This is a genomic window from Sagittula marina, from assembly GCF_014196795.1.
Taxonomy (GTDB): Bacteria; Pseudomonadota; Alphaproteobacteria; order Rhodobacterales; family Rhodobacteraceae; genus Sagittula; species Sagittula marina.
Map to the genome: position 1 here is coordinate 181,589 of NZ_JACIEJ010000008.1, position 26,869 is coordinate 208,457.

The window sequence follows — 26,869 nt, forward strand, 5'->3', positions numbered from 1 at the left end:
GGGCTCCTGACCGGGGCCGTGCGGGAGGCGTGGCGGGGGTGGAAAGAATGAGTGTTTTCGAAGCAAAGACGCCGGGGCGCGCTGCGCGGTGGGGATGCTGCATCATTGGGCCATTCCCATGCGTTTGAGGGTTGCGCGCTCTGCCGCGCCGATGGCCCAGACCAGCACGGCGGCGAGGGCGGCGGCCATGATGAGGGCGGCCCAGATCTGGGCGGTCTGGCCGTAGTAGCTTCCCGCCAGCATACGGGCGCCGAGGCCGCCTTTTTGCACCGGCAGTTCGCCGACGATGGCGCCGACGAGGCTTGCGGCGATGGCGATCTTGAGCGAGGCAAAAAGGTAGGGCGTCGAGGCGGGCAGGCGCAGTTTCATCAACCTGTCGCGGGTTGAGGCAGAGTAGGTGGTCATCAGGTCCATCTGCATTGAGTCGGGGCTGCGCAGTCCTTTGACCATGCCGACCACCACCGGAAAGAAACTGAGATAGGCGGAGATCACGGCCTTTGGCAGAAGACCCTGCACGCCAACAGAGTAGAGCACGACGATGATCATCGGGGCGAGCGCCACGATGGGGATGGTCTGGCTGACGATGGCCCAGGGCATGACCGACATTTCCATCACACGGCTATGGACGATGCCGACAGCCAGCAGAATGCCAAGGCCGGTGCCGATGAGAAACCCGAGCGCCGTGGCGTTCAGCGTGATCAATGCATGGTGCAGCAGCCCACGGGTCGAGAGCGAGCCGGAGCGGGCCAGGCCACGGCGGCCGTTGAGCTCTTCGTCGACGGTGGATTTGTAAAGCTCGGCCACCACCTGATGCGGGGCGGGCAGGCGGGGGCGGTCCAGCGACCAGCTTTCGCCCAATGCGTGGGTATTGCCGAACACCAGCGCGAGCGCGCCTGTGTCGCGACGCTCCACAGCCGAAGGGGGGGTGACGGTGACGCCGGCGCGTTCGGCGCGGGTCAGCGTGTCCTGCACGTTCATCGGCACGACGGCGATGTACCACAGGGCAAAGAGCGCCAGCAGGACGCCCACAAGGGGGGGGATGAAACGGGTCATTGGGGTCTCCACCATTCCATGCGCAAACCTGCGACGGGGTAGTCGGACATGGGGGATTTGCCGCCGATCGGGACAAAGCCTTCGCGCCGGAAAAAGCTCTGGATCAGGGGATCCATGAAGGGGGTCTTGAACCACAGAAAATCGCGGTCCTGTTTGGCTTCGTTCAGCAGTTTTTGCCCGAGAGCCGATCCGCGCGTGCGCGAAAAGACCGCGCGCACCTGGGCATTTTCGGCGTCCAGCGACAGGAATGCAGCAACCGCGCCATTTGGTTCAGGGTCGGTCAAGACACGCATATGTCCGGCAAGAATCGAAAAGGTGACGCGCCGTTTGACGAAGGGGCGCGTCACGCTGCGCGGTATCCACTGGCAGCGGGCCATCCAGTCTTCGACCAGCGCGATGCAGTCCGGAATGTCGTTGGTGCAGGCCGGACGGCTCGTGTTCGGGCACGTCACGGGGGCGGGGGAGAGGGGCAAAGTGGCGGTCATGGATGTGCCGTCCAATTCATGCGGATCATGTCCGGGACACTGCGCGCCATGGCGGGGATGTGCTCGCGCGGGGCGCGGCGGATCTGGGTGTCAGGCATCTTCGTACCCCGCGCGCAGCCCTTCGCGGACGCGGTGGGCGATCTCGATGAATTCCGGCGTGTCACGGATGTCGAGAGGACGTTCGTGTGGCAGGGGGCTTTCGATCACGTCGGTGATGCGCCCCGGACGCGGGGACATCACGACGATATGGGTCGAAAGGTAGACCGCTTCGGGGATGGAGTGGGTGACAAAGGCGATGGTCTTTTGCGTCTTGGCCCAAAGGCTGAGAAGTTCCTCGTTCAGGCGATCCCGGACGATTTCGTCAAGTGCGCCAAAGGGTTCGTCCATCAAAAGCAGGTCCGCGTCAAAGGCCAGCGCCCGCGCGATGGAGGCGCGCTGCTGCATCCCGCCGGACAGCTGCCAGGGGAATTTCTTCTCGAAGCCGGAGAGTTCCACCAGGTCGAGAACCTTGGCGATGCGCTTGTTCTGTTCGGCCTTCGAGTAGCCCATGATTTCCAGCGGGAGGGCGATGTTGCGCCCGATCGTGCGCCACGGATACAGACCCGCGGCCTGAAAGACGTAGCCGTAGGCGCGGGCCTGACGGGCATCGTCGGGCGTCATGCCGTTGACCGTCAGCGTGCCGCCGGTGGGATGTTCCAGCGCGGCCATGCAGCGCAGAAACGTCGTCTTGCCACAGCCCGACGGGCCGATGAACGAGACGAAGGCCCCCTTTGGGATGTCCAGTGAGACGTCCTTGAGGGCGTGGACGGGGCCGTCAGCGGTCTGGAAGGTCAGGTCGAGGTGTTTGGCCTGAATGACTGGGGTGGCTGTCATGCTCGGTTGCTCCGGGTCTTGCGGCGGGCGCGCGTGTCACGCGGGGCCGTGTCATGAAGAGGGAAAGTCAAAAGGGTATCGACGCGGTTGCCGCGCGTTTTGGCGGGTATCGCAGGGCAGGGGAGTTGGCTCATGTCGGACCCTCGTTGATGGCGGGGCCAAAGACCAGACGCGTGGACAGGCCCGTGGGCGTTCCATCCAGTTCAAGCAGCCCGTCGTAGGTTTCTGCCGGCGTGGCGCGTCGCGTGATCGACACGCTGCCGAGGCGCCCGTTGCGGCAGGTGACGGCGCCGATATGAAGCGGCGCGTTGGCGGTGCCCGACGGCGCAGGCCGCGGGTTGGCGGTGCAGCGTGTATCCGCCAAGCGCAGGATCATGCGCCCCGGACCGGATTGCAGCGATCCGCTGGCCCCCACCGGCCCGATGGTCAGCGGCAGGTCCGTGCGTGCGCCGGTGCAGCCGGCAAGCGTCAGCGCGACGACCGGGAGCAGGTAAAGGCAGGGAAACATGTGCGGCATGGCTGGCTTTCGGCTGGCCCTGAGATCAGGTTGCGGTGGAAAAGGCGGGCGGGGGGCTGGCGCATCCCTGCGGCAAAGGACCCCGCAGCCCACGGACGTGTGACGGATCACGCGCATGATCCGTCACGTCGCCTGTGTACTGGAGCAGCCCACGCAAGGTCACCTTCGACCTTGGTTGGCTGTGGCTGGTGGCAGATCTTGTGCCAGAGCCTGAAGGGCCCGGCACGGCGTCCCACGCCACCTGCGCTGCGCGTCGCGGACGTGCCGGTGCGTTGGCGTCGAGCCAGCTGCGCATGGTGGCACGGTGCGCGGTGTCCTTGGCGGACACCGCATGACGCGCCTTCACGCGGCCCATCAGACGCCCGTGGCGGGGATGCCTGTGCGCTCCACCGGGCGCGGTGCTGTGAGGTCTTTCCACTTGGACAGCGCCGTGTTGGTGGGGGTGTTCGCCGGGCGCTTGACGAATTCGCCGTGGCCCTCGCGCGAGGTCAGCGTGCCGTCGGTGACGGAGACATGGCCACGGGAGAGCACGAAGCGGGGCAGGCCTTTGACCTTCTTGCCCTCGAAGACGTTGTAGTCGATGGCGCTGGTCTGGGTTGCAGCCGAGATCGTCTTTTCCTTGTTCGGGTCGAGCACGAGGATATCGGCGTCCGATCCGACGCGGATCGCGCCCTTGCGCGGGTAGCAGTTCAGGATCTTGGCGATGTTGGTGGAAGTGACGGCAACGAACTCCTCCGGCGTCAGGCGGCCCGTGCCGACGCCTTCGGTCCAGAGCATCGGGATGCGATCTTCCAGCCCGCCTGTGCCGTTGGGGATCTTGGTGAAATCGCCGACGCCGTAGCGCTTTTGTTCCGTGGAGAACGCGCAGTGATCCGTCGCGACGACCGACAGCGACCCGGACATGAGGCCGGCCCAGAGGCTGTCCTGATGCTGCTTGTTGCGGAACGGGGGCGACATGACGCGGCGTGCGGCGTGGTCCCAATCGGTGTTGAAGTATTCCGACTCATCCAAGGTGAGGTGCTGAATCAGCGGCTCGCCCCAGACGCGCTTGCCCTGCTGGCGGGCGCGGCGGATGGCTTCGTGCGCTTCCTCGCAGGAGACGTGCACCACGTAGAGCGGCACACCGGCCATGTCGGCGATCATGATGGCGCGGTTTGCGGCCTCGCCCTCGACCTGCGGCGGGCGGGAATAGGCGTGCGCCTCCGGCCCTGTGTTGCCTTCGGCCAGCAGCTTGGCGGAGAGTTCTGCCACAACGTCGCCGTTTTCGGCATGGACCATGGCAATCGCACCAAGCTGACCGAGGCGCTGGAACGAGGCATACATCTCGTCGTCGTTCACCATCAGCGCGCCCTTGTAGGCCATGAAGTGCTTGAAGGTGGTGATGCCGCGATCCTCGACCACGGTTTTCATCTCGTCGAACACCTGCTCGCTCCACCACGTGACGGCCATGTGGTAGGAGTAGTCGCAATGGGCGCGCCCCGCCTTGTTGTCCCACATTTGCAGCGCGTCCAGCAGACCCTGACCGGGGGAGGGCAGGGCGAAGTCGATCACCATCGTGGTGCCGCCCATCAGCGCGGCCTGTGTCCCCGTGTCAAAGTTGTCGGTGGAATAGGTGCCCATGAACGGCATTTCGAGGTGGGTGTGCGGATCGATGCCGCCGGGCATGACGTAGCAGCCTGTGGCGTCCAGTTCTGTATCGCCGGACAGCCCTTCGCCGATCTCGATGATCTTGTCGCCGTCGACGAGGACGTCCGCCTTGTAGCTGAGGTCCGCGGTGACGACTGTGCCGTTCTTGATGACGGTGCTCATGTGATTACTCCCTGTGGTGAGTTCGTTGTGTCGGTGGTTTCGCTGCGCTTTGGCAGCCATTTTTGAATGAAATCCGCCGGGGTGTGGTGGCGCGGTTTTGCGTGGCGCGGGGTCCCTGCGCCCCTGAGGGCACTGATGCGCGCCGCGAAGTTCGGACGGGGAAGGATGTCTTCCGGCTGGGATGGCGTTCGCGAGACCGCATCGGTCTGATGGATCGGGCGGACGGGCGCCTGTGCCTCCTCCGGCGCGGCGTGGGTGATGGGGAGGATCTGCGCAACAGGCATACGGAAGCTTTCGCCAATAGTGGCGCATGTCCGTGTGACTGCCTGACTGTGGCGCATCAGTTCCCTCCTCTGGAAGCGAGCAGCGCCGCACGGGAAAGGAAGGCAGCGCGCGTCAGGGTGGCCATCAGGCCTCCCGTTGGCAACCGCGCTGACGCGCCAACCCGGATCAGTGGCAGGCCGCTCATGCCGTGACCTTTGGTGCAACGCTTGCGGGGCCTCGTGCGTTGAGGGACGAATTGCGACGAACCGACCCAGAAAAGGACACGTCATGGCCGACGCCGACACAAAGACCCTGATGCGCGAGGCGCTCGACAACATGTTCGAGACCGCCACCAACAATGGCAAGGACAGCCTTGAGGTGACGCCGGCAGAGCTGAAACAGGCCACCGAGGTCGAAGGCAAGACCCATCCCGAACCACTGGAAACCGCGCAGCATGTCCTGCATGCCGAAGCGCGGGACGGCGACGAGATCAACGGCACGACGATCAAGTTTTCGCTGCCACGCTGATGCCGTCGGGGGCAACGATGTGCCCCTGCGCCCCGTCGCCTTGATCCATGCGATGTGGATCAAGCCACAACCTCCGCTGTTTCCAGAACCGCGTGCAACAACACGTCGGTGCCCGCCTTGGCCCAGTCCTTCGAGATGTCTTCGGCCTCGTTGTGCGACAACCCGTCGACGCAGGGGCACATTATCATCGCGGTCGGCGCGACGTCATTGATCCAGCAGGCGTCGTGGCCGGCGCCAGAGACAATGTTCATGTGGCTCAGGCCGAGACGTTCCACTGCGTTGCGCACGGCACTCACACAGCCCTCGTCAAAGGTGACGGGGTCGAAATGGCCGGAGGGTTCGATGGACAGGCCAAGGCCCAGCTCGTCAGCGATCTCCTTGGCTTTCACCTCGAATTGCGAGCGCATGGAGGTCAGCTTTTCCAGGTCCGGGGACCGGAAATCCACGGTGAAGACGACCTTGCCGGGGATCACGTTGCGCGAGTTGGGATAGACATCGCAGTGGCCGACGGCACCGACCGCGTGGGGCTGATGGGCCATCGCGATCTGGTGGGCCGCCTCGGTCATGCGCGCCATGCCCAGCCCGGCGTTCACGCGCATGTTCATCGGAGTCGATCCGGTGTGCGCGTCCTTGCCGGTGACGGTGCATTCCAGCCACCACAGGCCTTGGCCATGGGTCACGACGCCGATGTCCTTGCCTTCGGCTTCGAGAATCGGGCCTTGTTCGATGTGCAGCTCGAACATGGCGTGCATCTTGCGGTCGCCGACCTTTTCGTCCCCCTTCCAGCCGATGCGCTCCAGCTCCGCGCCGAATGTCTTGCCGTCCGCATCTTCGCGGTCATAGGCCCACTCAAGCGTGTGCTTGCCCGCGAATACGCCGGAGGCCATCATGGCCGGGGCAAAGCGCGTGCCCTCCTCGTTGGTCCAGTTGGTCAGCACGATGGGGTGTTTCGTCTGGATGTTCAGATCGTTCAGCGTGCGCAGCACTTCGAGACCGCCAAGAACCCCCAGCACGCCATCGTATTTACCGCCGGTGGGCTGGGTGTCGAGGTGGCTGCCCATGTAAACCGGCAGCGCGTCAGGATCGGTGCCTTCGCGCCGGGCGAACATATTGCCCATCTCGTCGACGCCCATGGTGCATCCCGCGTCCTCGCACCACTTTTGATACAGGGCGCGGCCCTCGGCGTCCGCGTCGGTCAGGGTCTGGCGGTTGTTGCCGCCTGCAATGCCGGGTCCGATTTTGGCCATGTCCATCAGGCTGTCCCAAAGACGGTCCCCGTTGATGGTCATGTTCGCCGCGAGGTTTGCCGAAGCTGATGCCATTTTATACACTCCCGGTTGGTTGCCCCTTTTTGGGGTCCTTGCAATTTGACCAAGTGGTCAAAACAACGCTACCAAAGGTCGAGTTTCAGTCAAGCGTTCCGCTGCCAGTAACGGCGTTTGCATAAAGATTAAGCATAAGAGGCCGAGATATGGACGGGAAATTGGCGACACCACGACCGGGTGAACCGAAACGGACGGGAACACGCATCCAGAAAGAAAAGCGCGCCGCCATTCTGGAGGCTGGCCTGACGGTCTTTGCCGAAGCCGGATTTCGCGGCGCCACGCTGGACCGCATCGCAGGAGAGGCGGGTCTCTCGAAGCCGAACCTGCTGTATTATTACCCGTCGAAAGAGGCCATCTACGACGCGCTCTTGCGCGATTTGCTGGCGAACTGGCTCGATCCGCTCAAGTGTCTGGACCCTGAGGGCGAGCCGGTGACGGAGCTTTTGGCCTATGTCCGCCGCAAGCTGGAAATGAGTCGCGATTTTCCGAGGGAAAGCAGGCTGTTCGCCAACGAGATCCTGTCGGGCGCGCCGGAGATCCTGCCGGTTCTGGAGGGGGAATTGCGCGAATTGGTCGAAAAGACTGCACTGGTGATCGACGGTTGGGTGGCGGACGGGCGACTCGCTCCGGTCGACCCGCGGCACCTGCTGTTTTCGATCTGGGCGCAGACGCAGCATTATGCGGATTTCGACGTGCAGGTGCGCGCGGTGCTGGGCGGGCCGGATTTCGACGGCGCGGCGCGGCATCTGGACTTGATGTTTCGCCGGATCTTGGAGGTCTGAGGACCACTGAAGAGATGAAGTGTGTGCCAGCGGAGACAGTGTTTGCCCGTCGGCTTTGGCTCAAAAACAGCGCGGCGCGCGCAAGATGCCGATCCTGCGCGCGCCAAGGGTCAAGTCACGCCAAAGCGCTTATTCGGCTGCCTGCGCCGACGGGTTGTTGGGGTGCTGTGTCCAGTTGCCCGGTTCGGCAGAGACTTCGCGGCCCGTGCGGGGATCGACGACGCCGGGGGCGAGCTCTTCCATCGTGATGCAGTTTTCCACCGGACAGACATCGACGCAGAGGTTGCAGGCCACGCATTCCGCGTCGTTGACCTCGAACGTGCGGTCCTCGTGCATCCAGATCGCCTGGTGGGAGGTGTCCTCGCAGGCGGCAAAGCAGCGGCCGCATTTGATGCAGTCGTCCTGGCTGATCCGCGCCTTTGTCACGTAGTTGAGGTTCAGATACTGCCAGTCGGTGACGTTCGGGACACCCTTGCCGATGAACTCGGACGTGCTGGTGTAGCCCTTTTCATCCATCCACTGCGACAGGCCGCGCTTCATCTCTTCGACGATCTTAAAGCCGTAGGTCATGGCGGCGGTGCAGACCTGCACGTTGCCCGCGCCCATGACCATGAATTCGGCCGCATCGCGCCACGTTGTCACGCCGCCGATGCCGGAGATCGGCAGGCCGTGAGTGTTCGGATCGCGGGCGATTTCGGCGACCATGTTCAGGGCAATGGGTTTGACCGCGGGGCCGCAATAGCCGCCGTGGGTGCCCTTGCCGTCGATGGTCGGTTCGGGGGCAAACAGGTCGAGGTCCACGGAGGTGATGGAGTTGATCGTGTTGATCAGCGAAACCGCATCCGCGCCGCCATTCTTGGCCGCCTGTGCCGGGCCGCGAATGTCGGTGATGTTGGGTGTCAGTTTCACGATGACGGGGCGGTCGTAATACTGCTTGCACCAGCGGGTGACCATCTCGATGTATTCCGGCACCTGACCCACGGCGGACCCCATGCCGCGTTCCGCCATGCCGTGCGGGCAACCGAAGTTCAGCTCGATCCCGTCGGCGCCGGTTTCCATGACGCGGGGCAGGATGGCCTTCCACGACGCCTCGTCACAGGGCACCATGATGGAGGCGATCAGCGCGCGGTCGGGGTAGTCCGCTTTGACGCGCGCCATTTCCTCCAGGTTGGTTTCCAGCGGGCGGTCGGTGATCAGCTCGATGTTGTTGAGCCCCATCAGGCGACGGTCTGCGCCGTAGATCGCGCCGTATCGCGGGCCATTGACGTTGACCACGGGCGGGCCTTCGGCGCCGAGGGTCTTCCAGACGACGCCGCCCCAGCCGGCCTCGAACGCGCGGCGAACGTTGTATTCCTTGTCCGTGGGCGGCGCCGAGGCCAGCCAGAACGGGTTGGGAGATTTGATGCCGATGAAATCAGTGGTGAGGTCAGCCATGGGTGTGCTCCTTGAGGGCCGCGCCTTTGGCACGCGTGTCGTCTGAGTGTTCGGAAAGCAGGGAAACCGGGGTCATTGCGCTGTGCCCATGAGGGTCGCGTGAATGTCCTCGGCGGCATCGCGGCCATCGGCGACAGCGACCACTGTGAGGTCTTCGCCCTTGGTGCAATCGCCGCCGGCCCAGACGCCCTTGGCCGAGGTGCGGCCCGCGCCGGTGACGGCGATCTTGCCGTGGTCCAGATCGGGGCCGTCGAAGGCCGCGAAGGTCTGGCCGATGGCGCGGAACACCTGGTCGGCGCGCAGGCGGAGGGTTTCGCCGGTGCCCTTGAGCTTGCCGTTCTCGGAGGTGGTGTATTCCAGTTCGATCTCCGTGGCGGTGCCATTGCCGTGGATGGCCTTTGGCATGGTCTCAGACAGGATGCGCACGCCCTTGGCGGTGGCGAGGTCCTGTTCGTAGCGGCTGGCAGGCATTTCGGCCTGCGTCCGACGGTAGGAGATGGTGACGTTCTCCGCGCCCAGCAGCTTTGCCTGAACGGCGGCGTCTACGGCGGTCATGCCGCCACCGATGACAACGACGTCGCGGCCAATGGTCAGTTTCGACAGGTCGGCGGCCTGACGGAGGTCCTCGATGAAGGAAACGGCGTCGGCCACGCCGCCCTTGTCGTTGCCGTCGCAGGTAAGGGCGTTGACCGCGCCGAGGCCGATCCCGAGAAAGACCGCGTCGAAGTCGGTTTGCAGCTCGTTGAGCGTGAAATCTTCGCCCAGTTTGCGGCCGGTGTGCAGGGTGATTCCGCCGATCTGCATCAGCCAGTCGACCTCGCGCGCGGCAAAGTCCTCGGTCGATTTATAGGCGGCGATGCCGTATTCGTTCAGGCCGCCGGGCTTTGGCTTGGCGTCAAACAGGCTGACCGTGTGGCCATGCATCGCCAGACGGTGCGCACAGGCGAGGCCCGCAGGCCCGGCCCCGACGACAGCGACGGTCTTGCCGGTTTCAGCCGCGCGGGTGAACGGATGGCTGTTGGCGCGCATCACGGCGTCGGTGGCGTAGCGTTGCAGGCGCCCGATCTCCACCGGTTTGTGCTCTGCGGTCATCCGCACGCAGGCCTCTTCGCAGAGCGTCTCGGTGGGGCAAACGCGGGCGCACATGCCGCCAAGAATGTTCTGTTCCAGAATGGTGCGGGCCGAGGCCTCCGGCTGGCCGGTGCTGATCTGGCGGATGAACAGCGGGATGTCGATGTCCGTCGGACAGGCGGTCACGCATGGTGCATCATGGCAGAAGTAGCACCGGTCGGCGGCGACGGCAGCCTCGTGCGGATCAAGCGGCGCGTGCAGATCCGAGAAGTTGTCGACGAGCGTCGTGGTGTCGAGGCGGCTTGCGGCCAGTCCCGGTGTGCGGGGGCTGTTCATGGCTGGCGTCTCCCTGTGGTGATTTGCTGTTGTTGTTGCAAACACAGTGCCACAGGTTGAAATTTTATCAATTGGTAAAAAATGGAATGAGGGCGGTTTCCGTGGAGTTTGCTTATTTATCGGGCAGGCGTGCTTGTCGCTGTCTGTCGCGTCGCAGAGTTTTTTACAGTCCGTCACCGAAACTTTTACAGCAACGCGATTTTGGCGGGGGCTTGTCCCCCTTGAAGCCCTCCTTGCCGTCAGGTGCTCATCCCGCCCGTCAGGTTCGTGGCGTTGATCATATGGCCGTCGAAGTCGTTGCCGTTCACCAGCCCGCCGTCACGTTGTCGTCCACGTCCTCCGCCTGCGCATGGATGCCAGTAAACCACTTGTGACATGGCCCCGGCGACCGCTTCGGCAATCGCGTCCGCCCCGGCCATCTGTGCGCTTCGGAGGGCAACCGCATCCTGCGGAACGCTTGAATCCTTATGGCGCAGCGCGGCGATGCACCGCCTGACCAGGTCCGCGGGGCGGTGGACCTCTGTGGGCGACAGTGGCAGGATCACGCAAACACTTGATGGGAAAGACAGGTATGAGCGCAGTTCAGACGTTATCACAGACGCGGTGTATTCTTGGTGAAGGGGCGCTCTGGCATCCTGAGCGTGGCTCTTTCTTCTGGTTCGATATCCTCGGGCACAAGCTGTTCGAGCATGACGGGTCGGCGCAGCGGGAGTGGTCCTTTGACCGTGCGGTGTCTGCTGCGGGCTGGATTGATGACGGCAAACTGCTGGTGGCCTCCGAAGTGGATCTGTTTGTCTTTGATCTCGATACCGGCGCAGCAGAACACATCGTTCCGCTGGAAGCAGATCAACCGGCGAACCGATCCAATGACGGGCGGGCCGATCCCTTTGGCGGCTTCTGGATCGGCACAATGGGCTACGCCTGTGAGCAGGGCGCCGGGGCGATCTACCGCTATTATCGCGGTGAGTTGCGCAAAATCGTGTCCGACATCACGATCACCAACGCGATCTGCTTTGCCCCGGACGGACGCAGCGCCTGTTTCGGCGATACGCCGAAACAGACCATCTGGCGCGTCGCTTTGGATGATGAGGGCTGGCCCGTGGGGGACCGTGAGGTGTTCGTCGACATGAGCGCGGAGCCTGGGGTGCAACCCGACGGTGCGGTGATCGATACGGCGGGCCGCTTGTGGACGGCCCAGTGGGGCATGTCGCGTGTGGCCTGCTACGGCACGGACGGGACGCTGGATCATGTGGTGCCGATGCCGGCGCGGCAGGTGAGCTGCCCCAGCTTTGGCGGACCGGATCGGCGGCGGCTGTTCGTAACCTCAGCCTCCGAAGGTTTGCCCGAAGGGCAGGCCGGGGGGCAGACATACTACGTCGATCTTGACGGGGTTCAGGGGCAAAAAGAGCACCGGGTGGTCCTTTAGACGAGCGGTCTTACCCAACACGGCGATGCCTGGCGCCCGAGTGAGATCGCGGTGCGCAACGGACGCGGGGCTGCGCTATGTCGGGTGGCTGCACCGGCCCTTTTCACCTGCGAGGCCAGCCCGCGCCATCGCGATCATGAATGCGGGCCGGACTTCATCGGCGGGCTCGATCCGATCCATTGTGCGGCGCTGACGCGGATGGAAGGGCGCAGCCATCTTCAGTTGAAAACGGCGCGGCGCGCTTTTTTGGTATGGTCGGGTGGCACTTGTCCACCTTGCTTTGCCCTGACCTTCCCGCTGCGGCCCAAGCCGATTGACGTCTCTGTGCAGGTCTTGCCCGGCGGGAGGACGCTGTTGGACGTCAAGCCGGTCACCGACGGGAAAGACACAGGTTAGAGGCCAAAACCCATCTGCTTGAATGTGCCTTTGGTGCCGGTCCATGTCGCCGCCATCTCATGCGATAGCTTGCGCAGGGCCGGAATGTCTTCGTGCTGTGCGTCCACCTGACATTGACGAAGCTGCTCAGCCAGCGGCATGGCGCCAAACACACCGGCAGATCCGGCCAGGCGATGCGCCTCTTCCGAAAGGCTCGGCAGGGGCGGGCTGTCCGTGGCCAAAACCTCGGGCAGGTCTGTCAGGAAGGCGTCAATTTCAGTGGCAAAATCCTCCAGAACCTGCTGCAATCGAGCCTTGGGGAGGTCCTCGCTCAGCTCGTCGAAATGCTCGTTGTCGATGAAAGGGGGGGACGAATTCGGCGCAACTGGCATGGAAACACCTGCCTCCAATATTGCGGATTTGCCTGCCGCCGGGGAGTTTTCATTCCCGGTGAACGACAAGGATTCCGCCCCAAGCGACAGCGCCTCCGCCAGCGCGTGACGCAAAGTCGCGGTGGTGAGCGGTTTGGTCAGAACGGAATTCATCCCGGCGTCAAAGAAGCTGGTGACCTCGTCGGGCAGCGCATGGGCGGTGGTGGCCACGATGGAGGTCTTGGCATTTGGCCCGCCGCCACTGCGAATGGTGCGAGCGGCGGTGATACCATCCATGCCGGGCATGGAAATATCCATCAAAACCACGTCGAATTTCTGCGTGGCGGCGAGGGCCACGCCGCTTGCACCATCCTGTGCGATGACGACCACATGGCCATCCCGCCGCAGCATCTGGCCTGCCACCTCGCGGTTGATGGCGTTGTCTTCCACCAGCAAGACATCCAGTGGCGGCAGCATAGGGGCGGTTTGCGTGCTTTTGCGGGGAACGGGGGGCAGCGTGATGGCGTCGTCGGGAGGCTTCATCGGCAGGCGCAGCCAAAAGACCGACCCGTCTCCGGGCTCGCTTTCGGCGCCCAGTTCGCCGCCAAGCGCGGTGGCCAACCTTTGCGAAATTCCAAGCCCGAGGCCGGTGCCCGCATGACGACGCGAATAGCTGGAATCGATGGTGACGAAATCATCGAAGATGCGTTCCAGATCGGTCGCCGAAATTCCGACCCCGGAATCGATCACGCGCAGCTCCACTTGGCTGAGTCCTTCGGAACAGTCCGCCTCGATCGTCACTTGGCCATCGCGGGTAAATTTGATGGCGTTGGACACAAGGTTGAGCAGGATCTGACGCAGACGATCCGGGTCAGAGTAGACGTGATGCAGTTCCGGGCTGGGCGGGGACAGCACAAGGTGGTTGCCCTGCGCGCGGGCCAGTTCCGTCTGGCTTTCGACCACCTGTTCGAGCAGCGCCACAAGGTCGAACCGCGTGGTGTTGAGGCTCATCTTGTCGGCATCGAGGCGAGAGATGTCCAGCACGTCATTGACATGTGCCAACAGCAGCTCACCCGACTGACGGATGATGCGCAAATAGCGGCGGTTCTCGGCCTCCAGCCCGTCGGCGTGGAACAGGTCCAGCGTGCCAAGAATGCCGTTCAGCGGGGTGCGCATCTCGTGGCTCATGACCGCAAGCAATTCGGCCTTTTGCTTTTCCCCGGCGATGGCGCGGTCGCGGGCGGTTTTGAGCGCCTGCTCCCCACGCACCCGGTCCGAGATATCGCGGATGAAGGCCACAAAGATCGCGCCGTCGGGCGATTGCGCCTCGGCCAGCGACAGATCGACGGGGAAGATCGTGCCATCCTTGCGCCGTGCCTCAAGCTGGATGATGCCGCGGCCAACGATGCGGGCTTCGCCGGTTCTGATAAAGCGACGCATGGCCCTGCGGTGCATCTGCTCGAACTGCTGCGGCACGATGAGGTCGGCCATGTCCGCGCCGATGGCTTCGCCGTTGGTGTAGCCAAAGACCCGCTCTGCCGCACCATTCCATTCGACGATGCGATCGTCGCTGCCGACGGCGACCACGGCATCAAGCGACGTGGCAATGATCGTTTCCATCCGCTCGCGAGTTTCGCGGTTGCTGCGCGCCTCCAGCTCGCGTTGACGGGCCAGACGCAACAGAGCCAGCATAAGGATCAGCAGCACGCCGACCAGCGCCACGGTGACCGCACCGATAGAACTGAGGATGCGCGAAATCTCCGCACTGCGCAGGTCGCCCGCCGATGCAAAAAACGCAACACCGTCGAGGGCAAACCGCCGAAGTGCACCACGAATGGCCTCCGTTTCGGCGTAGAAGGCCGGCAGCGCCTCTGCCAGCCGGTCGTCGGGGCCATCCACCAGGGGCACCCAATCTTCACGATAGTCGAGTGCTTGAACGAGCATGGGCGGTACGGTGGGCAGACCTCGTAAATCGGCCAGCACTTTTGCCCGCTGCAACGTGTCGATCCGGCTGTAAACAATGTCGAAATTCAGGCGGACATCTTGCAACGCATCGGCGTCACCCGGCCTATTTTGTGCCCGCAGGATCGCGATCTGCAGGCTCATGACCTCTGTTTCGGCCTGACCCAGCGTCCATTGCACATTTTCTGAGGCCGCAGAATCCAGTTGGTCCAGCTGACTGCGCACGTCAAGCGCGAGACTCAGTATCACTGTGATCAGCAGGGCCACGACACAAGCTGCCAGACCACGTCTGAACAGCGTGTTACGGGAAAAAAACATGCGGCGATGCTTGGTCACAGCAAGGGCCTACCAAGGGGTCGAATGCGCATCCGGATATGCCGTGCATTTTCCAAAAGACGCGCTCAGGGGAGCACGTTGATGGCCACCAGCTGCCACACGCTGCGCGAATGATAGACCTCTGACCGATACTTGCGATCCTGATCGAAGGGGAAGATCAGCCAGATCGGCCCCTTGTCGCGGACCTTCATAGGTTGTCCGTTGCGATCAATCGCCAGCAGGGCAGCGTCGTCCTCCGCATCGGAAAAGGGGATATCCACCGCGTAATCGTTCACTGCGACGGCTTGTAACTGATTGCCGCGAATGTCGAGCCTTTCGGCCAGCGCCTTCAGCGTCACACCCGTAAAAGTCTGCGGCCCCTCCGTCCAAATGGTCGACGTCGTGAGCTCCGTCGCGCCAAGCGCAAACAACATGTCGCGATCGAATTCTGCGGTCTCGCCGTTATTCGTGACACTGATGTCGCCGCGCACTGTCAGGAGCACAGGGCCCGTGGGCTTCGGAAGTTCCTCCGCAGATGCGGGCGCGTTCAAAGCCGCAATGAGGAGGAAAGTTTTGATAAGACTGACAAAGGTCTTTCGCACGGGGCTATCCTCCGATAATGAGTTTGGCATCAAAAGTCCCATCGGAAAGTATCGCACCCGACGCGAGTCCGCTACCGTATTTGTTGTTATTGGGGTCGCGCATCCGTATACATCGTGCCGATGTCGGTCCCAAATGTGATGAGCTTTTACCTATATCCTGAAAGAGTTAAGTTTCTGCAACCTTGGTACGGGGTGTTGTACTTTCTGTAGAGAAGTACTTTTGGGTGTGTATGTAAAAGCTGTCTTAATGTTCCTCCTGCATAAAGGGGGTCCGGGACCGCGAGGTTGAGGAACATGTCAGTATGTGGGCCGCCAGTGCCTATTGACCTGTTATTTGGAGGGAAGATCGCGATGCGGATTCTTGTGGCGGACGATCACGATCTGGTCCGAGAGACCATAGCTGCCTTTCTCGACGGCTCTGACATAGACGAGGTGCAGACAGTCGCAACGCTGGATGAGGCGGTCGCTGCTGCTCAGTCTTCGGGCACTTTTGATCTTGTTTTGCTTGATTACAACATGCCTGGCATGAACGGTCTGGAAGGGCTTGGCCGTATGAAGGAGGCCAACGAAGGGCGGCCAGTTGCCATTCTCTCCGGCAGCGCCTCGCGCGACGTGGCTGATGCGGCGCTGAAATCCGGTGCGCAGGGATTTATCCCCAAAACACTGAGCGCGCGGTCTCTGCTGACAGCGGCTCGGTTTATGGCAGCGGGCGAAATCTATGCTCCTATTGACTTCATGCAAGCATCCGGCGACGGCGGAACTGCTTCGCTGACGCGGCGCGAACTGGAGGTTCTGCGCGGCATCTGCGAGGGGAAGTCGAACAAGGAAATTGCCCGGGACCTGCAACTGCAAGAGGTCACGGTAAAGCTGCATGTCAAAACCCTCTCCCGAAAGCTGGAGGCGCGCAACCGCACCCACGCGGCCATGATCGCCCGAGACCGCGGACTGGCCTGAACGACGCGCGAGCCGTCGTCGTCGGGCGGCTCAAGATGATGAAGTTCATACCTTTTTCAGAAGCGTTTCTAGGGGCATGTGCTTTTTGGGTGCTTTGGCCATGGGCGTTTGATGTCGCGGCCTGATCCTGTCGCGGTCGACGGAATGACGATTGCCCGCCGCTGGGCAACTCGTGCGTCAACGCATGGCCAAGGGCACAACTTTTTTGGGAGCCCGTGGACCAATGTAGGTCCCATGCGGCAGGGTGAAGCCGCGCGGCTGGATCAAAAAAGCCCCGCCGGGAGGGGCGGGGCTTTCGGTGTGGTTGTAAGGTCCGGTCAGTCCAGCGCGGCGTCGCAGCGCGCGCAGGTGGCCGGGTGGTCGTGCGTGCCCACATCGGGGAGGATCTTCCAGCAGCGCTGGCATTTCTCGCCCTCGGCCTTGTGGAAGACCACCGCGATTTCCGGCACCTCTGCCATGCGCGCGGCGTCTTCGGGGCCTGTCCCCTCGACCAGCGTGATGTCGGAGGTGATGCAAATGTCCTCGAAGGCCACAGATTGCAGGTTGGCCAACATGGCCGGGTCAGAGACGTAGACCGTCGGCGCGGCCTCCAGCGACGCACCGATGACCTTGTTGGTGCGCTGCACCTCCAGCGCCGCGGTGACGGCGCGGCGGGCGCGGCGCACGGCCTGCCATTTGGCCGACAGATCGGCGTTCTGCCAGTCGGCGGGTGAGGCCGGGATATCCTGCAGATGCACCGAGCTGTCGTCGCCGGGGAAACGCTCCAGCCAGACTTCTTCCATCGTAAACGTCAGGATCGGCGCAAGCCACGTGGTCAGGCGGTGGAACAGAGCATCCATCACCGTGCGCGCGGCGCGGCGGCGCAGCGTATCGCCATCGCAATACAGCGCGTCCTTGCGGATGTCGAAGTAGAAGGCCGACAGCTCTAGCGTGCAGAAGTTGAACACCTGCTGGAAAACGCCTTGGAAATCATAGGCGTCGTAGCCTTTGCGCACCACGTCGTCGAGCTCTGACAGGCGGTGCAGAACGTACTGTTCCAGCTCCGGCATGTCGGACGGTGCGACGCGCTGATCCTCGGTGAAGTGGCTGACGGCCCCCAGAAGGTAGCGCATGGTGTTGCGCAGGCGTCGGTAGCTGTCGGCCACACCCTTGAGGATTTCCGGCCCGATGCGCAGGTCGGCGGTGTAGTCCGACTGCGCCACCCAAAGCCGCAGGATGTCCGCGCCGTACTGCTTGGTCACGTCTTCCGGGGCGATGGTGTTGCCCACGGATTTGGACATCTTGTTGCCCTTGGCATCCAGGGTGAAGCCGTGGGTCAGCACGCCACGATAGGGCGCATGGCCCGTGGTGCCGACCGATTGCAGCATCGAGGAGTGGAACCAGCCCCGGTGCTGGTCGGTGCCTTCGAGGTAAAGGTCGGCGATGCCGTCCTCGGATCCATCCTCGCGGTCGCGCAGCACAAAGGCATGGGTGGAGCCGGAATCGAACCACACGTCCAGCACGTCGAACACCTGATCGTAGTCGTTGGCGTTCACGAGATTGCCGAGGAAGCGCTGCTTGGCCCCTTCGGCATACCATGCGTCCGCGCCTTCGGCCTCGAAGGCTTCGCAGATGCGGGCGTTGACCTCTTCGTTGCGCAGCAGGAAGTCCGGATCGGTGGGCAGCGTGTCCTTCTTTGTGAACACGGTAAGCGGCACACCCCAGGCCCGCTGGCGCGACAGCACCCAGTCGGGGCGCGCTTCCATCATGGAATACAGGCGGTTGCGGCCTGCCTGCGGCGTCCACTTCACCTGGTCGATGCAGGTGAGGGCGCGTTCACGGATCGTGGTGCCGTTGTCGTCCTGGCCGTCACCCACAGCGCGGTCGATGGACGCGAACCACTGCGGCGTGTTGCGGAAGATCACCGGCGCCTTGGAGCGCCACGAATGCGGGTAGCTGTGCGACATGCGGCCACGGGCGATCAGGCCGCCGACGCTGACCAGCTTGTCGATCACGGCGGTGTTGGCCTTGCCTTCCTTGCCCTTGTGGTCAAAGACCCGCAGCCCGGCAAACAGCGGCACATGCGGCAGGAATTCGGAATCCTCGCCCACGTTATGCGTCATCCGGTCGAGCCAGTTGCGCGTGAGGAAGCATTCGTAGTCTTCCTGACCGTGGCTTGGCGCGGTGTGCACGAAACCCGTTCCTGCGTCATCCGTGACGTGATCGCCGTCGATCATCGGCACGTCGTAATCCCAGTAGCCTTCGCCGTCTTCGACGCCCCGGAAGGGGTGGGCGAGGGTCAGGCCTGCCAGCTCATCCGCTGTCACATCGCGGACACGTGTGAACTGCCCGTCTTCGAGGCGCGCTTTGGTCAGAACGTCCCCCGCCAATTTGTCGGCAAGGATGTAGGTGTCACCGACCGAGACCCAGCTTTCCTCAGGTGTGCCGGTCACCTCGTAGAGGCCGTAGGCGATGCCCGGACCGTAGGCGACGGCCTTGTTCGAGGGGATCGTCCAGGGGGTCGTTGTCCAGATGACAACGCGTGAATCAGACAGCGCACCGCCCGAGACAACGGAGAACGGCACCCAGATCGTGTGCGACTTGTGGTCGTGGTACTCGATCTCCGCCTCGGCCAGCGCGGTTTTTTCCACCGGCGACCACATCACGGGCTTGGAGCCCTGATAGAGCGTGCCGTTCATCAGGAACTTCTGGAATTCCTCGGCGATGACGCGCTCCGCGTGGAAGTTCATCGTCAGGTAGGGATCATCCCAGTTGCCGGTGATGCCCAGACGTTTGAACTCCTTGCGCTGGACGTCGATCCAGCCTTCGGCGAACTTGCGGCATTCCTGGCGGAAATCGACGACGTCCACCTCGTCCTTGTTGCGGCCCTTCTTGCGGTACTGCTCCTCGATCTTCCATTCGATGGGCAGGCCGTGGCAGTCCCAGCCGGGGATGTAGCGGGCGTCGCGGCCCAACATCTGCTGCGAGCGCACGATGAAGTCCTTCAGCACCTTGTTCAGCGCGTGGCCGATGTGCAGGTGGCCGTTCGCATAGGGAGGGCCGTCGTGCAGGGTAAAGGGCTTGCGCGTCTCGGTCTTGGCCTTCTCGCGCAGCGTGCCGTAGACGTCGATCTTTTCCCAACGCTCCAGCCAGCCGGGCTCGCGCTTGGGGAGGCCGGCGCGCATCGGGAAATCCGTCTGCGGCAGGGCGAGGGTGTCTTTGTAGTCAATCGTGTTCGTGTCGGTGGTGTCGGCGCACATGGGGGGCGTCCTGTCGATCTGTCGGAATTTTCGGAAGGGGTGTCGCGGCGCGGAGAGGCCATGCGCCTTGTCCCGGCGTCTCTGATCAGAGCGCCGGGCCGGTAATTCGAATGATGGAAACATACGTCATCATGGCCGCCTTATAGGACGGGCGCGCGGCGCGGTCCAGTGGTCAGCGGTGGCCAGTGCTGCGGCGGTGCGCTGCATGGTTTTCGGCGGCCCGCGCTGTTAGGTAAAAGGGCAGGCAGAAGGGGCGCTCCATGACGGCTTTGGCGAGATTCGACATCACACGGGACGAGATCGAGCGCGTCGTGGCGCGGTTCTATGAACGGGTGCGCGGGCATCCGGGTCTGGCTCCGGTCTTTGCGGCCCATGTCGATGACTGGCCCGCGCATGAGGCACGGGTGGCGGATTTCTGGGCCAACGCGATCCTGATGGAGCGGTCCTACGATGGCAATCCGGTCGCGGTGCATCGCGATGCGGGCAACGTGCGTCCCGGCATGTTCGAGACGTGGCTGGCGCTTTTCGACAGTGTCCTGGCCCAGGAGCTGACCGAGACGCAGGCGCAGGCATGGTCCGCGTTGGCGCACCGCATCGGCAGCAGTCTGCGCGCCGGTGTGGTGGAGCGGATGCGCGGGCCGGGCGGTGTGCCGATTCTGCGTTGAATGTGCAGCCTGGGGGTGAGTCGCAAAGCCAATTTTCGCCCGATCAAGGGGCAGATGCGCGCATCGGTGAAATGCAGCCGATGTCTTGGCGGGATTTGAGCGAATTCAGGCCGGCCTTTGCGGCTTTGAGGTCACAGGGCTTGAGAAACTCACCAATCGGCTCAACCTTATTTTCCACGGGCCACGGATGCCCGTTGGTATCAGGAGGTGCCCCATGACCTACGAGGCTCTAGACGCTAAAGTGATACGATACGGTCGCCTGCACGGCGCACGGCCCCCGTTGCGCAGCACCCGTTTGCCCGTCGCCTCGTGGCTGGGCCTGGCGGTTGCGGTGATGCTGATTGTGGCCGCAGCTGTGACGCTGTCCCTGTCCCCCGGCGTGTCCGACCAACAGATCAGCCGCATTGACCCTGCGGAATACATGACTGTGCAACTTATGAAAAAGAACGTTGGCGCAGAAGCCGAAATCGGTATTTCGCCGCAGTTGTGACGCGGCCCGGTACGCTGCCGGACCACATATCCCCCACATCTGTGCGCGGATCAGGGCCGGGGGCCTTCGGGTCTCCGGCCTAGGTGAGTCCGGGGCGATTGATGTTGTGCCCCGGACGCGGCTGCGGGAAGGAACAACAGCGGCGTCCGGGGTCTCGGATCACGCAGCCGGATGCCTCCCGGGGAGCGGGTCGGGGCCATTCGGAGGATCCGAGAGTATCGTCTGACCTGAACCCGGCGCCGGGGCATTCAAAGGATCAGACCGGCCAGCATGAAATGATGTGGCCAAGGGGGCAGGCTCTGAAAGTGCTTTCTCAAATGGAAGTTGATTTCCCGTCTGAGGTGAATCTGGCGGGTCAATTGCACTTACTATCTGCGATTGCCTGCCCTTACGGAAGTGGGGAATACCTCACCCTAGCCGAACAGCGTGCCCACGCCGTAGGCGATGCCCGCAGCCGTTCCGCCGATCGCCAGCGTCTCCAGCCCCGACCGCCACCACGGCGTCAGTGACCACAGGCTTTTCAGCGTTCCGATTGCGAAAAAGACCGCCAAAGTGACGGCGGCCGAGGCCTCGAAGGCGCTCCCAAGCCCAAGGATGAAGGGCAGCAACGGGACAATCCCGGCGATCAGAAAGGCGCCGAAGGTCACCAACGCCGCACGCATCGGATGCGGGTCTACAGGGCCAAGGCCATACTCACCTTCCATCATCAGGGCGATCCACGCCGGGTGGTTGTGACTGATCTGTTCTGCCGCTTCGTCCAGGGTCCTGCCGGTCAGCCCCATGCGCATCAGGATAGCGCGCAGCTCGGCCTTTTCGCCTGCTGGGAAGCGCGCGATGTGATCCTCTTCGACGCGGCGCAGACGCCGGGCGTTGTCGCGCTCTGCCTTCGTGGCCGAGTAATTCCCCGCTGCCATGGAAAACCCATCCGCCAGCACGTTGGCGAACCCCAAGGCGAGGATGACAAGAGGCGGCAATCCCGCGCCCGCAACACCTGCCACGATGGCAAAGGTGGTCACGGCCCCGTCGATGGCGCCGTACACGATGTCTCGCAGGTCTCCGCGTCCCGCGGGCGCATCAAGCCGGGCGTTGATCTCGGCGGCGGAGTGGCCGTGATCTGGGTCGAACATATCTGGTCCTGGCGGTGGCTGGGGCACCGACACAGGAAACCAGAAAGGGGGACGGCGTCCATGCGTTGGATCAACCCGCCGCCCAGATGTCTATGGTCGCAGCAGGCGTTAACGCTTGTCCTGCGCGAACAGCCCGCTCAGGGACGCGCGGATCACCTGACGAACCGACGGGCGGCGCTTGGCGGCAAAGGGCAGCGGGCGGCAGACCTCCATCGCGGCGACGCCGACACGGGCGGTCAACGCGCCGTTCACCATGCCTTCGCCAAAGCGACGGGACAGCTTGGCCAGAATGCCCGCGCCAAAGATCGGCTCCAGCATATCGTCGCCCACGGCAACGGCGCCGGTGGCAATCAGGTGCGAAAACACCGCGCGCGTCAGCCGCCAACTGCCCAGGGTGCCGGACCGTCCGCCATAGATCTCTGCGATGCGGCGGATCATCCGCAGGTTGGACGTCAGCGCCGCGACCACATCGGCCAGCGCCAGCGGCACCATGGCCGTGACGGCGGCCACCTGACGGGCGGCGGCCTGCACTTCCTTTTGCGCAAGAGCGTCCAGCGGGGCGAGGATCTCTGTCTCCGCGTGGTGGATCAGCCCGGAGGCGTCAAAGATCTCGTCGCGCCGCGCGGCAAAGCGATCCCGCCCCCAGCGCGTGTCCTCGCGACCCTTGTAGAGCGTGACCAGTTGCGTGGTCAGCGCGCGCGCTTTTTCCAGACTGTCCTCTGCCAGCGCCTCGTCTGCTGCGCGGTGCAGGGTGTCGATCTTGGCCAACCGCGCGAATGCGGACAGTTCCTTGATGACGATCAGCACGCAGACCAGCAGGAAGGCCGCGATCAGCGCCGTGACGGCGTAGCCAAGGATCGGATTGGCCACGATCAGGCCCACGGCAAAGTTCCACGCCGCCAGCGTAATCACCGTGACCAGCAGCGCGCCCAGCAGACGCCAGAACCATGCCGCCAGCCGCGAGGGCCGGTAGGCTGCCACCGCCGCGACTGTGCCCATTGCCGCGCCCTCCGGCATGGGCGTCAGGTCGGGAACCGGCGGTGCCTCGGACGGGGAGGGGCCGGGACCCGCGTCGAGGTCAATCAGAATGGGGCCCTTGGGCGGCTGTGTCATGCGCTGTCTCTTTGTCTGCGGTCTGTCTTACATAAGGCGGGGCCGCCCGGGCTGCCACCTTTGCCGAAAAGATGGGCCGGCGCGTCGCGAAAGTCCTCCCCACACGGGGCCGCGCATGTCGCGGAATGCCCGGACGGCGGCGTCGATCACATCTTTTTCACGAAAGCGTGGAACTCCTTGCCGTCTCGATGTGTTCATCCGGTAAAGCCCGGCAGGGGCACGGCACGGGGGCGGCGCTGCGTGGGGCGATATATCCTTTTATCTTTAGGTCTGTTGATGCTTTCCGGGTGCGACGGGCGGCACAACTGGATGGCCGGTGCGGGCGAGGAGTCCGCACAGGTTAAAACCTTGTTCATCGTGTTGATGATCGGCGCGGGGGTGATCTGGTCCGCCGTGGTCGGCGCGGCGATCTATGCACACAAGCGCGGGGCGCACCCCAATCTGGAACGTGAGGCCCGTCAGTTCGTGATCTGGGGCGGCGCGGTTCTGCCCACGGTTCTGGTCGGCGCTCTGCTTGTCTGGGGGCTAATTATTCTGCGGGACATCACCGCCGATGATGGCGACCTGACCGTCCGCGTCGATGGCGAGCGCTGGTGGTGGCGGGTGATCTACGAGACGCCGGAGGGTGATGTGATCACCGCCAATGAAATCCGGCTGCCTATTGGCCAGCGCGCGCTGTTTCGCCTGACCGCCGATGATGTGATCCATTCCTTCTGGGTGCCCGCGCTGGGTGGGAAGATGGACATGATCCCGGGCCGTGAGACCACGCTGACCCTCACGCCGCAAACCTTGGGCAGCTGGGGTGGGCTGTGCGCCGAGTTTTGCGGCGGAGCCCATGCCTTGATGCGCTTCGATGCGATCGTGATGGAGCCGGAGGCCTTTGATACATGGCTCGCAGAGCAGGCCGAGCCTGCGAAATTGTCAGCTGACAATCCGGGTTTCGAGGTCTTTCAGGCAGAGGGCTGCGGCGCCTGCCACACCATTCGCGGCACCGATGCGCAAGGCCCGGTCGGCCCGGACCTGACCCATCTGGCCAGCCGCGACAAGCTGGGCGCCGGCATGTGGGACATGACGCCCACGAACATGGCGCGCTGGATCACCGACACCCACGAGATGAAACCCGATATCGACATGCCACCTTATCCGCACCTGAACGGTGCGCGGCTGGACACGCTGGTCGACTTCCTGATGAGGCTGGAATGACGAACGAAATCGACCTGTCGCAACTGCCTCCCGCTGAACCTTACGACAAGGCCCGCGACGAGGCGCAGCGCGCCCGCCTGATGAAGGCCTGGGCCGCCCCCAAGGGGTGGAAGATCGTCTCGGCGGTCAACAACTCCTTCATCGGCAAATGGTATCTGCTGACCTCTTTCGCCTTCTTCACGTTCGCGGGGCTGCTGGCGCTGCTGATGCGCGCGCAACTGGCGGTGCCGGAAAACGATCTGGTCAGCCAGTCGCTGTTCAACCAGCTGTTCACGCTGCACGGCACGGCGATGATGTTCCTGTTTGCCGTCCCGATCTTCGAGGCGGTGGCCATCCTGATCCTGCCGGAAATTCTCGGCGCGCGTGACTTGCCGTTCCCGAGGCTCAGCGGCTTTGGCTACTGGTGTTTCCTGATCGGCGGGATCTTTGTCTGTGGCTCGATCTTCTTTGGGGTGGCGCCCAGCGGGGGCTGGTTCATGTACACGCCGCTGTCGTCGGACCCGAGGTTCAGCGACCTTGGGGCCGACATATGGCTGCTGGGCCTGTCCTTTATCGAGGTCTCGTCCATCGCCGCAGCGGTCGAGCTGATCGTCGGCGTGCTCAAAAGCCGCCCGCCGGGCATGCGCCTGAACCTGATGCCGCTGTATTGCTGGTATGTTCTGGTGGTCGCCGGGATGATCCTGTTTGCGTTTCCGCCGCTTATCGCGGGCGATCTGCTGCTGGAGATGGAGCGGGCCTTTGGCTGGGCCTTCTTTGACGTGGACCGGGGCGGCGATCCGATGCTGTGGCAACACCTGTTCTGGATCTTTGGCCACCCGGAGGTCTACATCATCTTCCTGCCCTCCATCGCGCTGATTGCGACCATGCTGCCGACCTTTGCCGGGCGGCCCATGGTGGGGCATTCATGGATCGTCTTGTCGGCGGTGGGCGTGGCGTTCCTGAGCTTTGGCCTCTGGGTGCACCACATGTTCACCACGGGGCTGCCGGAAATCTCGCTGTCGTTTTTCTCCGCCGCGTCAGAGGCGGTGGCGGTGCCGACGGGCATCCAGATCTTCTGCTTCATCGCGACGATGCTGGTGGCCGAGGTGCGGCCCTCGGTGCCGATGCTGTTCGCGGGCGGGGCGCTGGCGATCTTTGTCTTTGGCGGGCTGACGGGCGTCATGGTGGCGCTGGTGCCCTTCGACTGGCAGGCGCATGACAGCTATTTCGTGGTCGCCCACCTGCACTACACGCTGATCGGCGGGATGTTGTTCCCGCTCTTTGCCGGGATCGTCTATTGGTATCCCTTCGTCACGCAGAAGATGATGAACGACCGGGGCGGCAAATGGGCCTTCTGGCTGATGTTCGGCGGCTTCAACCTTGCGTTTCTGCCGATGCACTGGACCGGGGTCATGGGGATGCCGCGCCGCGTCTGGACCTATCAGCTGACCGACGGCTGGGCGGTGCTGAACATGGTATCGACCATCGGGGCGTTTGTGTTTGCGGCCGGGTTCGCGGTGTTTGCGATCAACGTGCTGTGGCCGCGCGGCAAGCAACCGCTGGTGACGCGCAACGTCTGGAACGCGGGCACGATGGAGTGGGGCGCAGAGGTGCCGGACAAGCCGTGGGGCGTGCGCTCCATCCCCTATATCCACACGCGCTATCCCTTGTGGGAGCAGCCTGAATTGCTGGGCGAGATGGACCGGGGCGAGTGGCTGCTGCCGGATGCCGAGGAAGGCAAGCGCGAGATGATCGTGACCGACATCCTCGATGCGCGGCCGCTGTTCGTGCAGCGGGTCGGCGGGCCGTCCTTCCTGCCGATTGGCGCGGGCGTGTCGCTGGGGGCGGTGTTCATCATCGCGACCTTCCATTTGTGGACGCTGACACTGTTGTGCTTTGCGGCCTTTGTCGCCTTTACCCTGACATGGCTGTGGACCGGCACGGCACGGGTGCCGGAGGCGCCGGAGAAATATGTGGGCCGAGGTCTGACCCTGCCGACCTATGCGCAAGGCAATCGCGCCGTGGGATGGTGGGCGGTGTTCATCACCATGACCGGGGACATGACCGCCTTCACCGGCCTTGTGTTCAGCTACTTCTTTTACTGGACGGCGCTGCCGAACTTCCTGCCAGAGGCCGCGCGCCTGCCTGCGGTCCTGCCTTTGACGGCGGGGGTGGTCTTGTTGCTGGCGGCGTGGTGCATGACGGTTTTCGCGCGGAGCACGCTGGGCAAAGGCGGGCGCGGGCTGTCCATGGCGCTGCTGATCGGCGCGCTGCCTGTGGGGGCGTTGGGCATCGCTGCCTGGGCGTGGGCGGCGCAGGCTGCGGGGCTGGACCCGACGCGCGACAGCTTTGACGCGATGGTCTGGATGCTGATCTTGTGGATGTTCCTGCATCTGCTGCTGAGCTGGGTCATGCATCTGTACGTCGCCGCGCGGATCGCCGCGAACATCTGCCAGCCGGAGTATCGCGCCGACCTGATGAATCTGACGTTGTTTGGCCATTTCAACGCCATAACAGCGGTGGTGACCTTTGCGCTGCTGGCGCTGTTCCCGATGCTGATGGGGGTGTGAG

Annotated in this window: 24 protein-coding genes; 10 read left to right on the forward strand and 14 right to left on the reverse strand. The window is 63.6% G+C overall.

The features are described 5' to 3' along the window. Positions 1-102: 102 nt before the first annotated feature. The 4 genes from GGQ68_RS16220 to GGQ68_RS16235 all read right to left on the reverse strand — a co-directional run bounded on the left by GGQ68_RS16220 (position 103) and on the right by GGQ68_RS16235 (position 2,928). Positions 103-1,053, reverse strand: a complete 951-nt coding sequence (locus tag GGQ68_RS16220) for an ABC transporter permease (protein ID WP_183967812.1) — start codon at positions 1,051-1,053, stop codon at positions 103-105. Then, the gene (locus GGQ68_RS16225; protein WP_183967814.1) at positions 1,050-1,538 is read right to left on the reverse strand and encodes a GNAT family N-acetyltransferase; all 489 of its coding nucleotides are present in this window, start codon (positions 1,536-1,538) and stop codon (positions 1,050-1,052) included. Before GGQ68_RS16225 ends, GGQ68_RS16220 begins: the two co-directional genes overlap by 4 nt. 90 nt (positions 1,539-1,628) lie before the next feature. Continuing rightward, complete coding sequence (locus tag GGQ68_RS16230) at positions 1,629-2,411, reverse strand: ABC transporter ATP-binding protein (RefSeq protein WP_183967816.1); 783 nt, start codon at positions 2,409-2,411, stop codon at positions 1,629-1,631. A 130-nt stretch (positions 2,412-2,541) separates the two neighbouring features. Continuing rightward, positions 2,542-2,928: a hypothetical protein gene (locus GGQ68_RS16235; RefSeq protein WP_183967818.1), complete on the reverse strand. Its 387-nt coding sequence runs from the start codon at positions 2,926-2,928 to the stop codon at positions 2,542-2,544. A 134-nt stretch (positions 2,929-3,062) separates the two neighbouring features. Here GGQ68_RS16235 and GGQ68_RS16240 point away from each other — a divergent pair, with 134 nt between their 5' ends. After that, positions 3,063-3,263, forward strand: a complete 201-nt coding sequence (locus tag GGQ68_RS16240) for a hypothetical protein (protein WP_183967820.1) — start codon at positions 3,063-3,065, stop codon at positions 3,261-3,263. A 19-nt stretch (positions 3,264-3,282) separates the two neighbouring features. On the opposite strand, the gene hydA is transcribed toward GGQ68_RS16240, so the two are convergent. Beyond that, positions 3,283-4,737 (reverse strand): dihydropyrimidinase, encoded by a 1,455-nt coding sequence (gene hydA, locus GGQ68_RS16245; RefSeq protein ID WP_183967822.1) that lies wholly within the window; start codon positions 4,735-4,737, stop codon positions 3,283-3,285. Positions 4,738-5,289: 552 nt separating this feature from the next. Between hydA and GGQ68_RS16250 the strand changes: the two genes are divergently transcribed. Beyond that, positions 5,290-5,529 (forward strand): hypothetical protein, encoded by a 240-nt coding sequence (locus GGQ68_RS16250; protein ID WP_183967824.1) that lies wholly within the window; start codon positions 5,290-5,292, stop codon positions 5,527-5,529. A gap of 59 nt (positions 5,530-5,588) precedes the next feature. Here the strand turns inward: GGQ68_RS16250 and GGQ68_RS16255 are convergent, their stop codons facing one another. Further along, entirely contained in the window at positions 5,589-6,851 is a 1,263-nt protein-coding gene (locus GGQ68_RS16255) for a Zn-dependent hydrolase (protein ID WP_183967826.1), read from the reverse strand. Between the two features lie 149 nt (positions 6,852-7,000). Here GGQ68_RS16255 and GGQ68_RS16260 point away from each other — a divergent pair, with 149 nt between their 5' ends. Further along, positions 7,001-7,636 carry a TetR family transcriptional regulator C-terminal domain-containing protein gene (locus tag GGQ68_RS16260; protein ID WP_183967828.1) on the forward strand — a complete coding sequence of 212 codons (636 nt, stop codon included), beginning with the start codon at positions 7,001-7,003 and terminating at the stop codon, positions 7,634-7,636. 129 nt (positions 7,637-7,765) lie between these two features. Here the strand turns inward: GGQ68_RS16260 and preA are convergent, their stop codons facing one another. The 3 genes from preA to GGQ68_RS16275 all read right to left on the reverse strand — a co-directional run bounded on the left by preA (position 7,766) and on the right by GGQ68_RS16275 (position 10,896). Further along, positions 7,766-9,070 (reverse strand): NAD-dependent dihydropyrimidine dehydrogenase subunit PreA, encoded by a 1,305-nt coding sequence (gene preA, locus GGQ68_RS16265; RefSeq protein ID WP_183967830.1) that lies wholly within the window; start codon positions 9,068-9,070, stop codon positions 7,766-7,768. Positions 9,071-9,142: 72 nt separating this feature from the next. Beyond that, positions 9,143-10,477 (reverse strand): NAD(P)-dependent oxidoreductase, encoded by a 1,335-nt coding sequence (locus GGQ68_RS16270; RefSeq protein WP_183967832.1) that lies wholly within the window; start codon positions 10,475-10,477, stop codon positions 9,143-9,145. Between the two features lie 239 nt (positions 10,478-10,716). Beyond that, positions 10,717-10,896: a hypothetical protein gene (locus GGQ68_RS16275; protein ID WP_183967834.1), complete on the reverse strand. Its 180-nt coding sequence runs from the start codon at positions 10,894-10,896 to the stop codon at positions 10,717-10,719. A gap of 152 nt (positions 10,897-11,048) precedes the next feature. Between GGQ68_RS16275 and GGQ68_RS16280 the strand changes: the two genes are divergently transcribed. Further along, the gene (locus tag GGQ68_RS16280) at positions 11,049-11,903 is read left to right on the forward strand and encodes an SMP-30/gluconolactonase/LRE family protein (RefSeq protein WP_183967836.1); all 855 of its coding nucleotides are present in this window, start codon (positions 11,049-11,051) and stop codon (positions 11,901-11,903) included. Positions 11,904-11,954: 51 nt separating this feature from the next. After that, the gene (locus GGQ68_RS16285) at positions 11,955-12,299 is read left to right on the forward strand and encodes a hypothetical protein (RefSeq protein ID WP_183967838.1); all 345 of its coding nucleotides are present in this window, start codon (positions 11,955-11,957) and stop codon (positions 12,297-12,299) included. On the opposite strand, the gene GGQ68_RS16290 is transcribed toward GGQ68_RS16285, so the two are convergent. Both GGQ68_RS16290 and GGQ68_RS16295 read right to left on the reverse strand, forming a co-directional pair. Further along, positions 12,296-14,929: a hybrid sensor histidine kinase/response regulator gene (locus GGQ68_RS16290; protein ID WP_183967840.1), complete on the reverse strand. Its 2,634-nt coding sequence runs from the start codon at positions 14,927-14,929 to the stop codon at positions 12,296-12,298. The two genes, GGQ68_RS16285 and GGQ68_RS16290, sit on opposite strands and share 4 nt — an antisense overlap. A gap of 83 nt (positions 14,930-15,012) precedes the next feature. Beyond that, positions 15,013-15,528 (reverse strand): putative pterin-binding protein, encoded by a 516-nt coding sequence (locus GGQ68_RS16295; protein ID WP_343055959.1) that lies wholly within the window; start codon positions 15,526-15,528, stop codon positions 15,013-15,015. A 351-nt stretch (positions 15,529-15,879) separates the two neighbouring features. On the opposite strand from GGQ68_RS16295, the gene GGQ68_RS16300 reads away from it, so the two are divergent. Further along, positions 15,880-16,482 (forward strand): response regulator, encoded by a 603-nt coding sequence (locus GGQ68_RS16300; RefSeq protein ID WP_183967842.1) that lies wholly within the window; start codon positions 15,880-15,882, stop codon positions 16,480-16,482. 317 nt (positions 16,483-16,799) lie between these two features. Here the strand turns inward: GGQ68_RS16300 and ileS are convergent, their stop codons facing one another. Beyond that, positions 16,800-19,721, reverse strand: a complete 2,922-nt coding sequence (gene ileS / locus GGQ68_RS16305) for an isoleucine--tRNA ligase (RefSeq protein ID WP_183967844.1) — start codon at positions 19,719-19,721, stop codon at positions 16,800-16,802. A gap of 260 nt (positions 19,722-19,981) precedes the next feature. On the opposite strand from ileS, the gene GGQ68_RS16310 reads away from it, so the two are divergent. Together GGQ68_RS16310 and GGQ68_RS16315 are read left to right on the forward strand one after the other, a co-directional pair. Then, complete coding sequence (locus tag GGQ68_RS16310; protein WP_183967846.1) at positions 19,982-20,386, forward strand: group III truncated hemoglobin; 405 nt, start codon at positions 19,982-19,984, stop codon at positions 20,384-20,386. A 214-nt stretch (positions 20,387-20,600) separates the two neighbouring features. Then, positions 20,601-20,876 (forward strand): hypothetical protein, encoded by a 276-nt coding sequence (locus tag GGQ68_RS16315; protein WP_183967848.1) that lies wholly within the window; start codon positions 20,601-20,603, stop codon positions 20,874-20,876. Between the two features lie 413 nt (positions 20,877-21,289). Here GGQ68_RS16315 and GGQ68_RS16320 read toward each other — a convergent pair whose 3' ends face one another. Then, positions 21,290-22,003, reverse strand: a complete 714-nt coding sequence (locus tag GGQ68_RS16320) for a VIT1/CCC1 transporter family protein (protein ID WP_183967850.1) — start codon at positions 22,001-22,003, stop codon at positions 21,290-21,292. A gap of 108 nt (positions 22,004-22,111) precedes the next feature. Then, positions 22,112-23,116, reverse strand: a complete 1,005-nt coding sequence (locus GGQ68_RS16325) for a YcjF family protein (protein ID WP_183967852.1) — start codon at positions 23,114-23,116, stop codon at positions 22,112-22,114. Between the two features lie 276 nt (positions 23,117-23,392). On the opposite strand from GGQ68_RS16325, the gene GGQ68_RS16330 reads away from it, so the two are divergent. Together GGQ68_RS16330 and GGQ68_RS16335 are read left to right on the forward strand one after the other, a co-directional pair. Beyond that, the gene (locus GGQ68_RS16330; protein ID WP_183967854.1) at positions 23,393-24,319 is read left to right on the forward strand and encodes a cytochrome c oxidase subunit II; all 927 of its coding nucleotides are present in this window, start codon (positions 23,393-23,395) and stop codon (positions 24,317-24,319) included. Continuing rightward, entirely contained in the window at positions 24,316-26,868 is a 2,553-nt protein-coding gene (locus GGQ68_RS16335) for a cbb3-type cytochrome c oxidase subunit I (RefSeq protein ID WP_183967856.1), read from the forward strand. The genes GGQ68_RS16330 and GGQ68_RS16335 overlap by 4 nt, the downstream gene beginning before the upstream one ends. Position 26,869 lies beyond the last annotated feature (1 nt).

Bases quoted from the DNA above. Each gene is read 5' to 3' on its own strand.
- GGQ68_RS16315 (WP_183967848.1), top strand. From the start codon at position 20,601: ATGACCTACGAGGCTCTAGACGCTAAAGTGATACGATACGGTCGCCTG.
- GGQ68_RS16280 (WP_183967836.1), top strand. From the start codon at position 11,049: ATGAGCGCAGTTCAGACGTTATCACAGACGCGGTGTATTCTTGGTGAA.
- GGQ68_RS16230 (WP_183967816.1), bottom strand. From the start codon at position 2,411: ATGACAGCCACCCCAGTCATTCAGGCCAAACACCTCGACCTGACCTTC.
- GGQ68_RS16335 (WP_183967856.1), top strand. From the start codon at position 24,316: ATGACGAACGAAATCGACCTGTCGCAACTGCCTCCCGCTGAACCTTAC.
- GGQ68_RS16225 (WP_183967814.1), bottom strand. From the start codon at position 1,538: ATGACCGCCACTTTGCCCCTCTCCCCCGCCCCCGTGACGTGCCCGAAC.
- GGQ68_RS16320 (WP_183967850.1), bottom strand. From the start codon at position 22,003: ATGTTCGACCCAGATCACGGCCACTCCGCCGCCGAGATCAACGCCCGG.
- GGQ68_RS16220 (WP_183967812.1), bottom strand. From the start codon at position 1,053: ATGACCCGTTTCATCCCCCCCCTTGTGGGCGTCCTGCTGGCGCTCTTT.
- GGQ68_RS16325 (WP_183967852.1), bottom strand. From the start codon at position 23,116: ATGACACAGCCGCCCAAGGGCCCCATTCTGATTGACCTCGACGCGGGT.
- GGQ68_RS16255 (WP_183967826.1), bottom strand. From the start codon at position 6,851: ATGGCATCAGCTTCGGCAAACCTCGCGGCGAACATGACCATCAACGGG.
- hydA (WP_183967822.1), bottom strand. From the start codon at position 4,737: ATGAGCACCGTCATCAAGAACGGCACAGTCGTCACCGCGGACCTCAGC.
- ileS (WP_183967844.1), bottom strand. From the start codon at position 19,721: ATGTGCGCCGACACCACCGACACGAACACGATTGACTACAAAGACACC.
- GGQ68_RS16260 (WP_183967828.1), top strand. From the start codon at position 7,001: ATGGACGGGAAATTGGCGACACCACGACCGGGTGAACCGAAACGGACG.
- GGQ68_RS16275 (WP_183967834.1), bottom strand. From the start codon at position 10,896: ATGGCCGGGGCGGACGCGATTGCCGAAGCGGTCGCCGGGGCCATGTCA.
- GGQ68_RS16235 (WP_183967818.1), bottom strand. From the start codon at position 2,928: ATGCCGCACATGTTTCCCTGCCTTTACCTGCTCCCGGTCGTCGCGCTG.
- preA (WP_183967830.1), bottom strand. From the start codon at position 9,070: ATGGCTGACCTCACCACTGATTTCATCGGCATCAAATCTCCCAACCCG.
- GGQ68_RS16330 (WP_183967854.1), top strand. From the start codon at position 23,393: ATGCTTTCCGGGTGCGACGGGCGGCACAACTGGATGGCCGGTGCGGGC.
- GGQ68_RS16300 (WP_183967842.1), top strand. From the start codon at position 15,880: ATGCGGATTCTTGTGGCGGACGATCACGATCTGGTCCGAGAGACCATA.
- GGQ68_RS16250 (WP_183967824.1), top strand. From the start codon at position 5,290: ATGGCCGACGCCGACACAAAGACCCTGATGCGCGAGGCGCTCGACAAC.
- GGQ68_RS16270 (WP_183967832.1), bottom strand. From the start codon at position 10,477: ATGAACAGCCCCCGCACACCGGGACTGGCCGCAAGCCGCCTCGACACC.
- GGQ68_RS16290 (WP_183967840.1), bottom strand. From the start codon at position 14,929: ATGTTTTTTTCCCGTAACACGCTGTTCAGACGTGGTCTGGCAGCTTGT.
- GGQ68_RS16310 (WP_183967846.1), top strand. From the start codon at position 19,982: ATGACGGCTTTGGCGAGATTCGACATCACACGGGACGAGATCGAGCGC.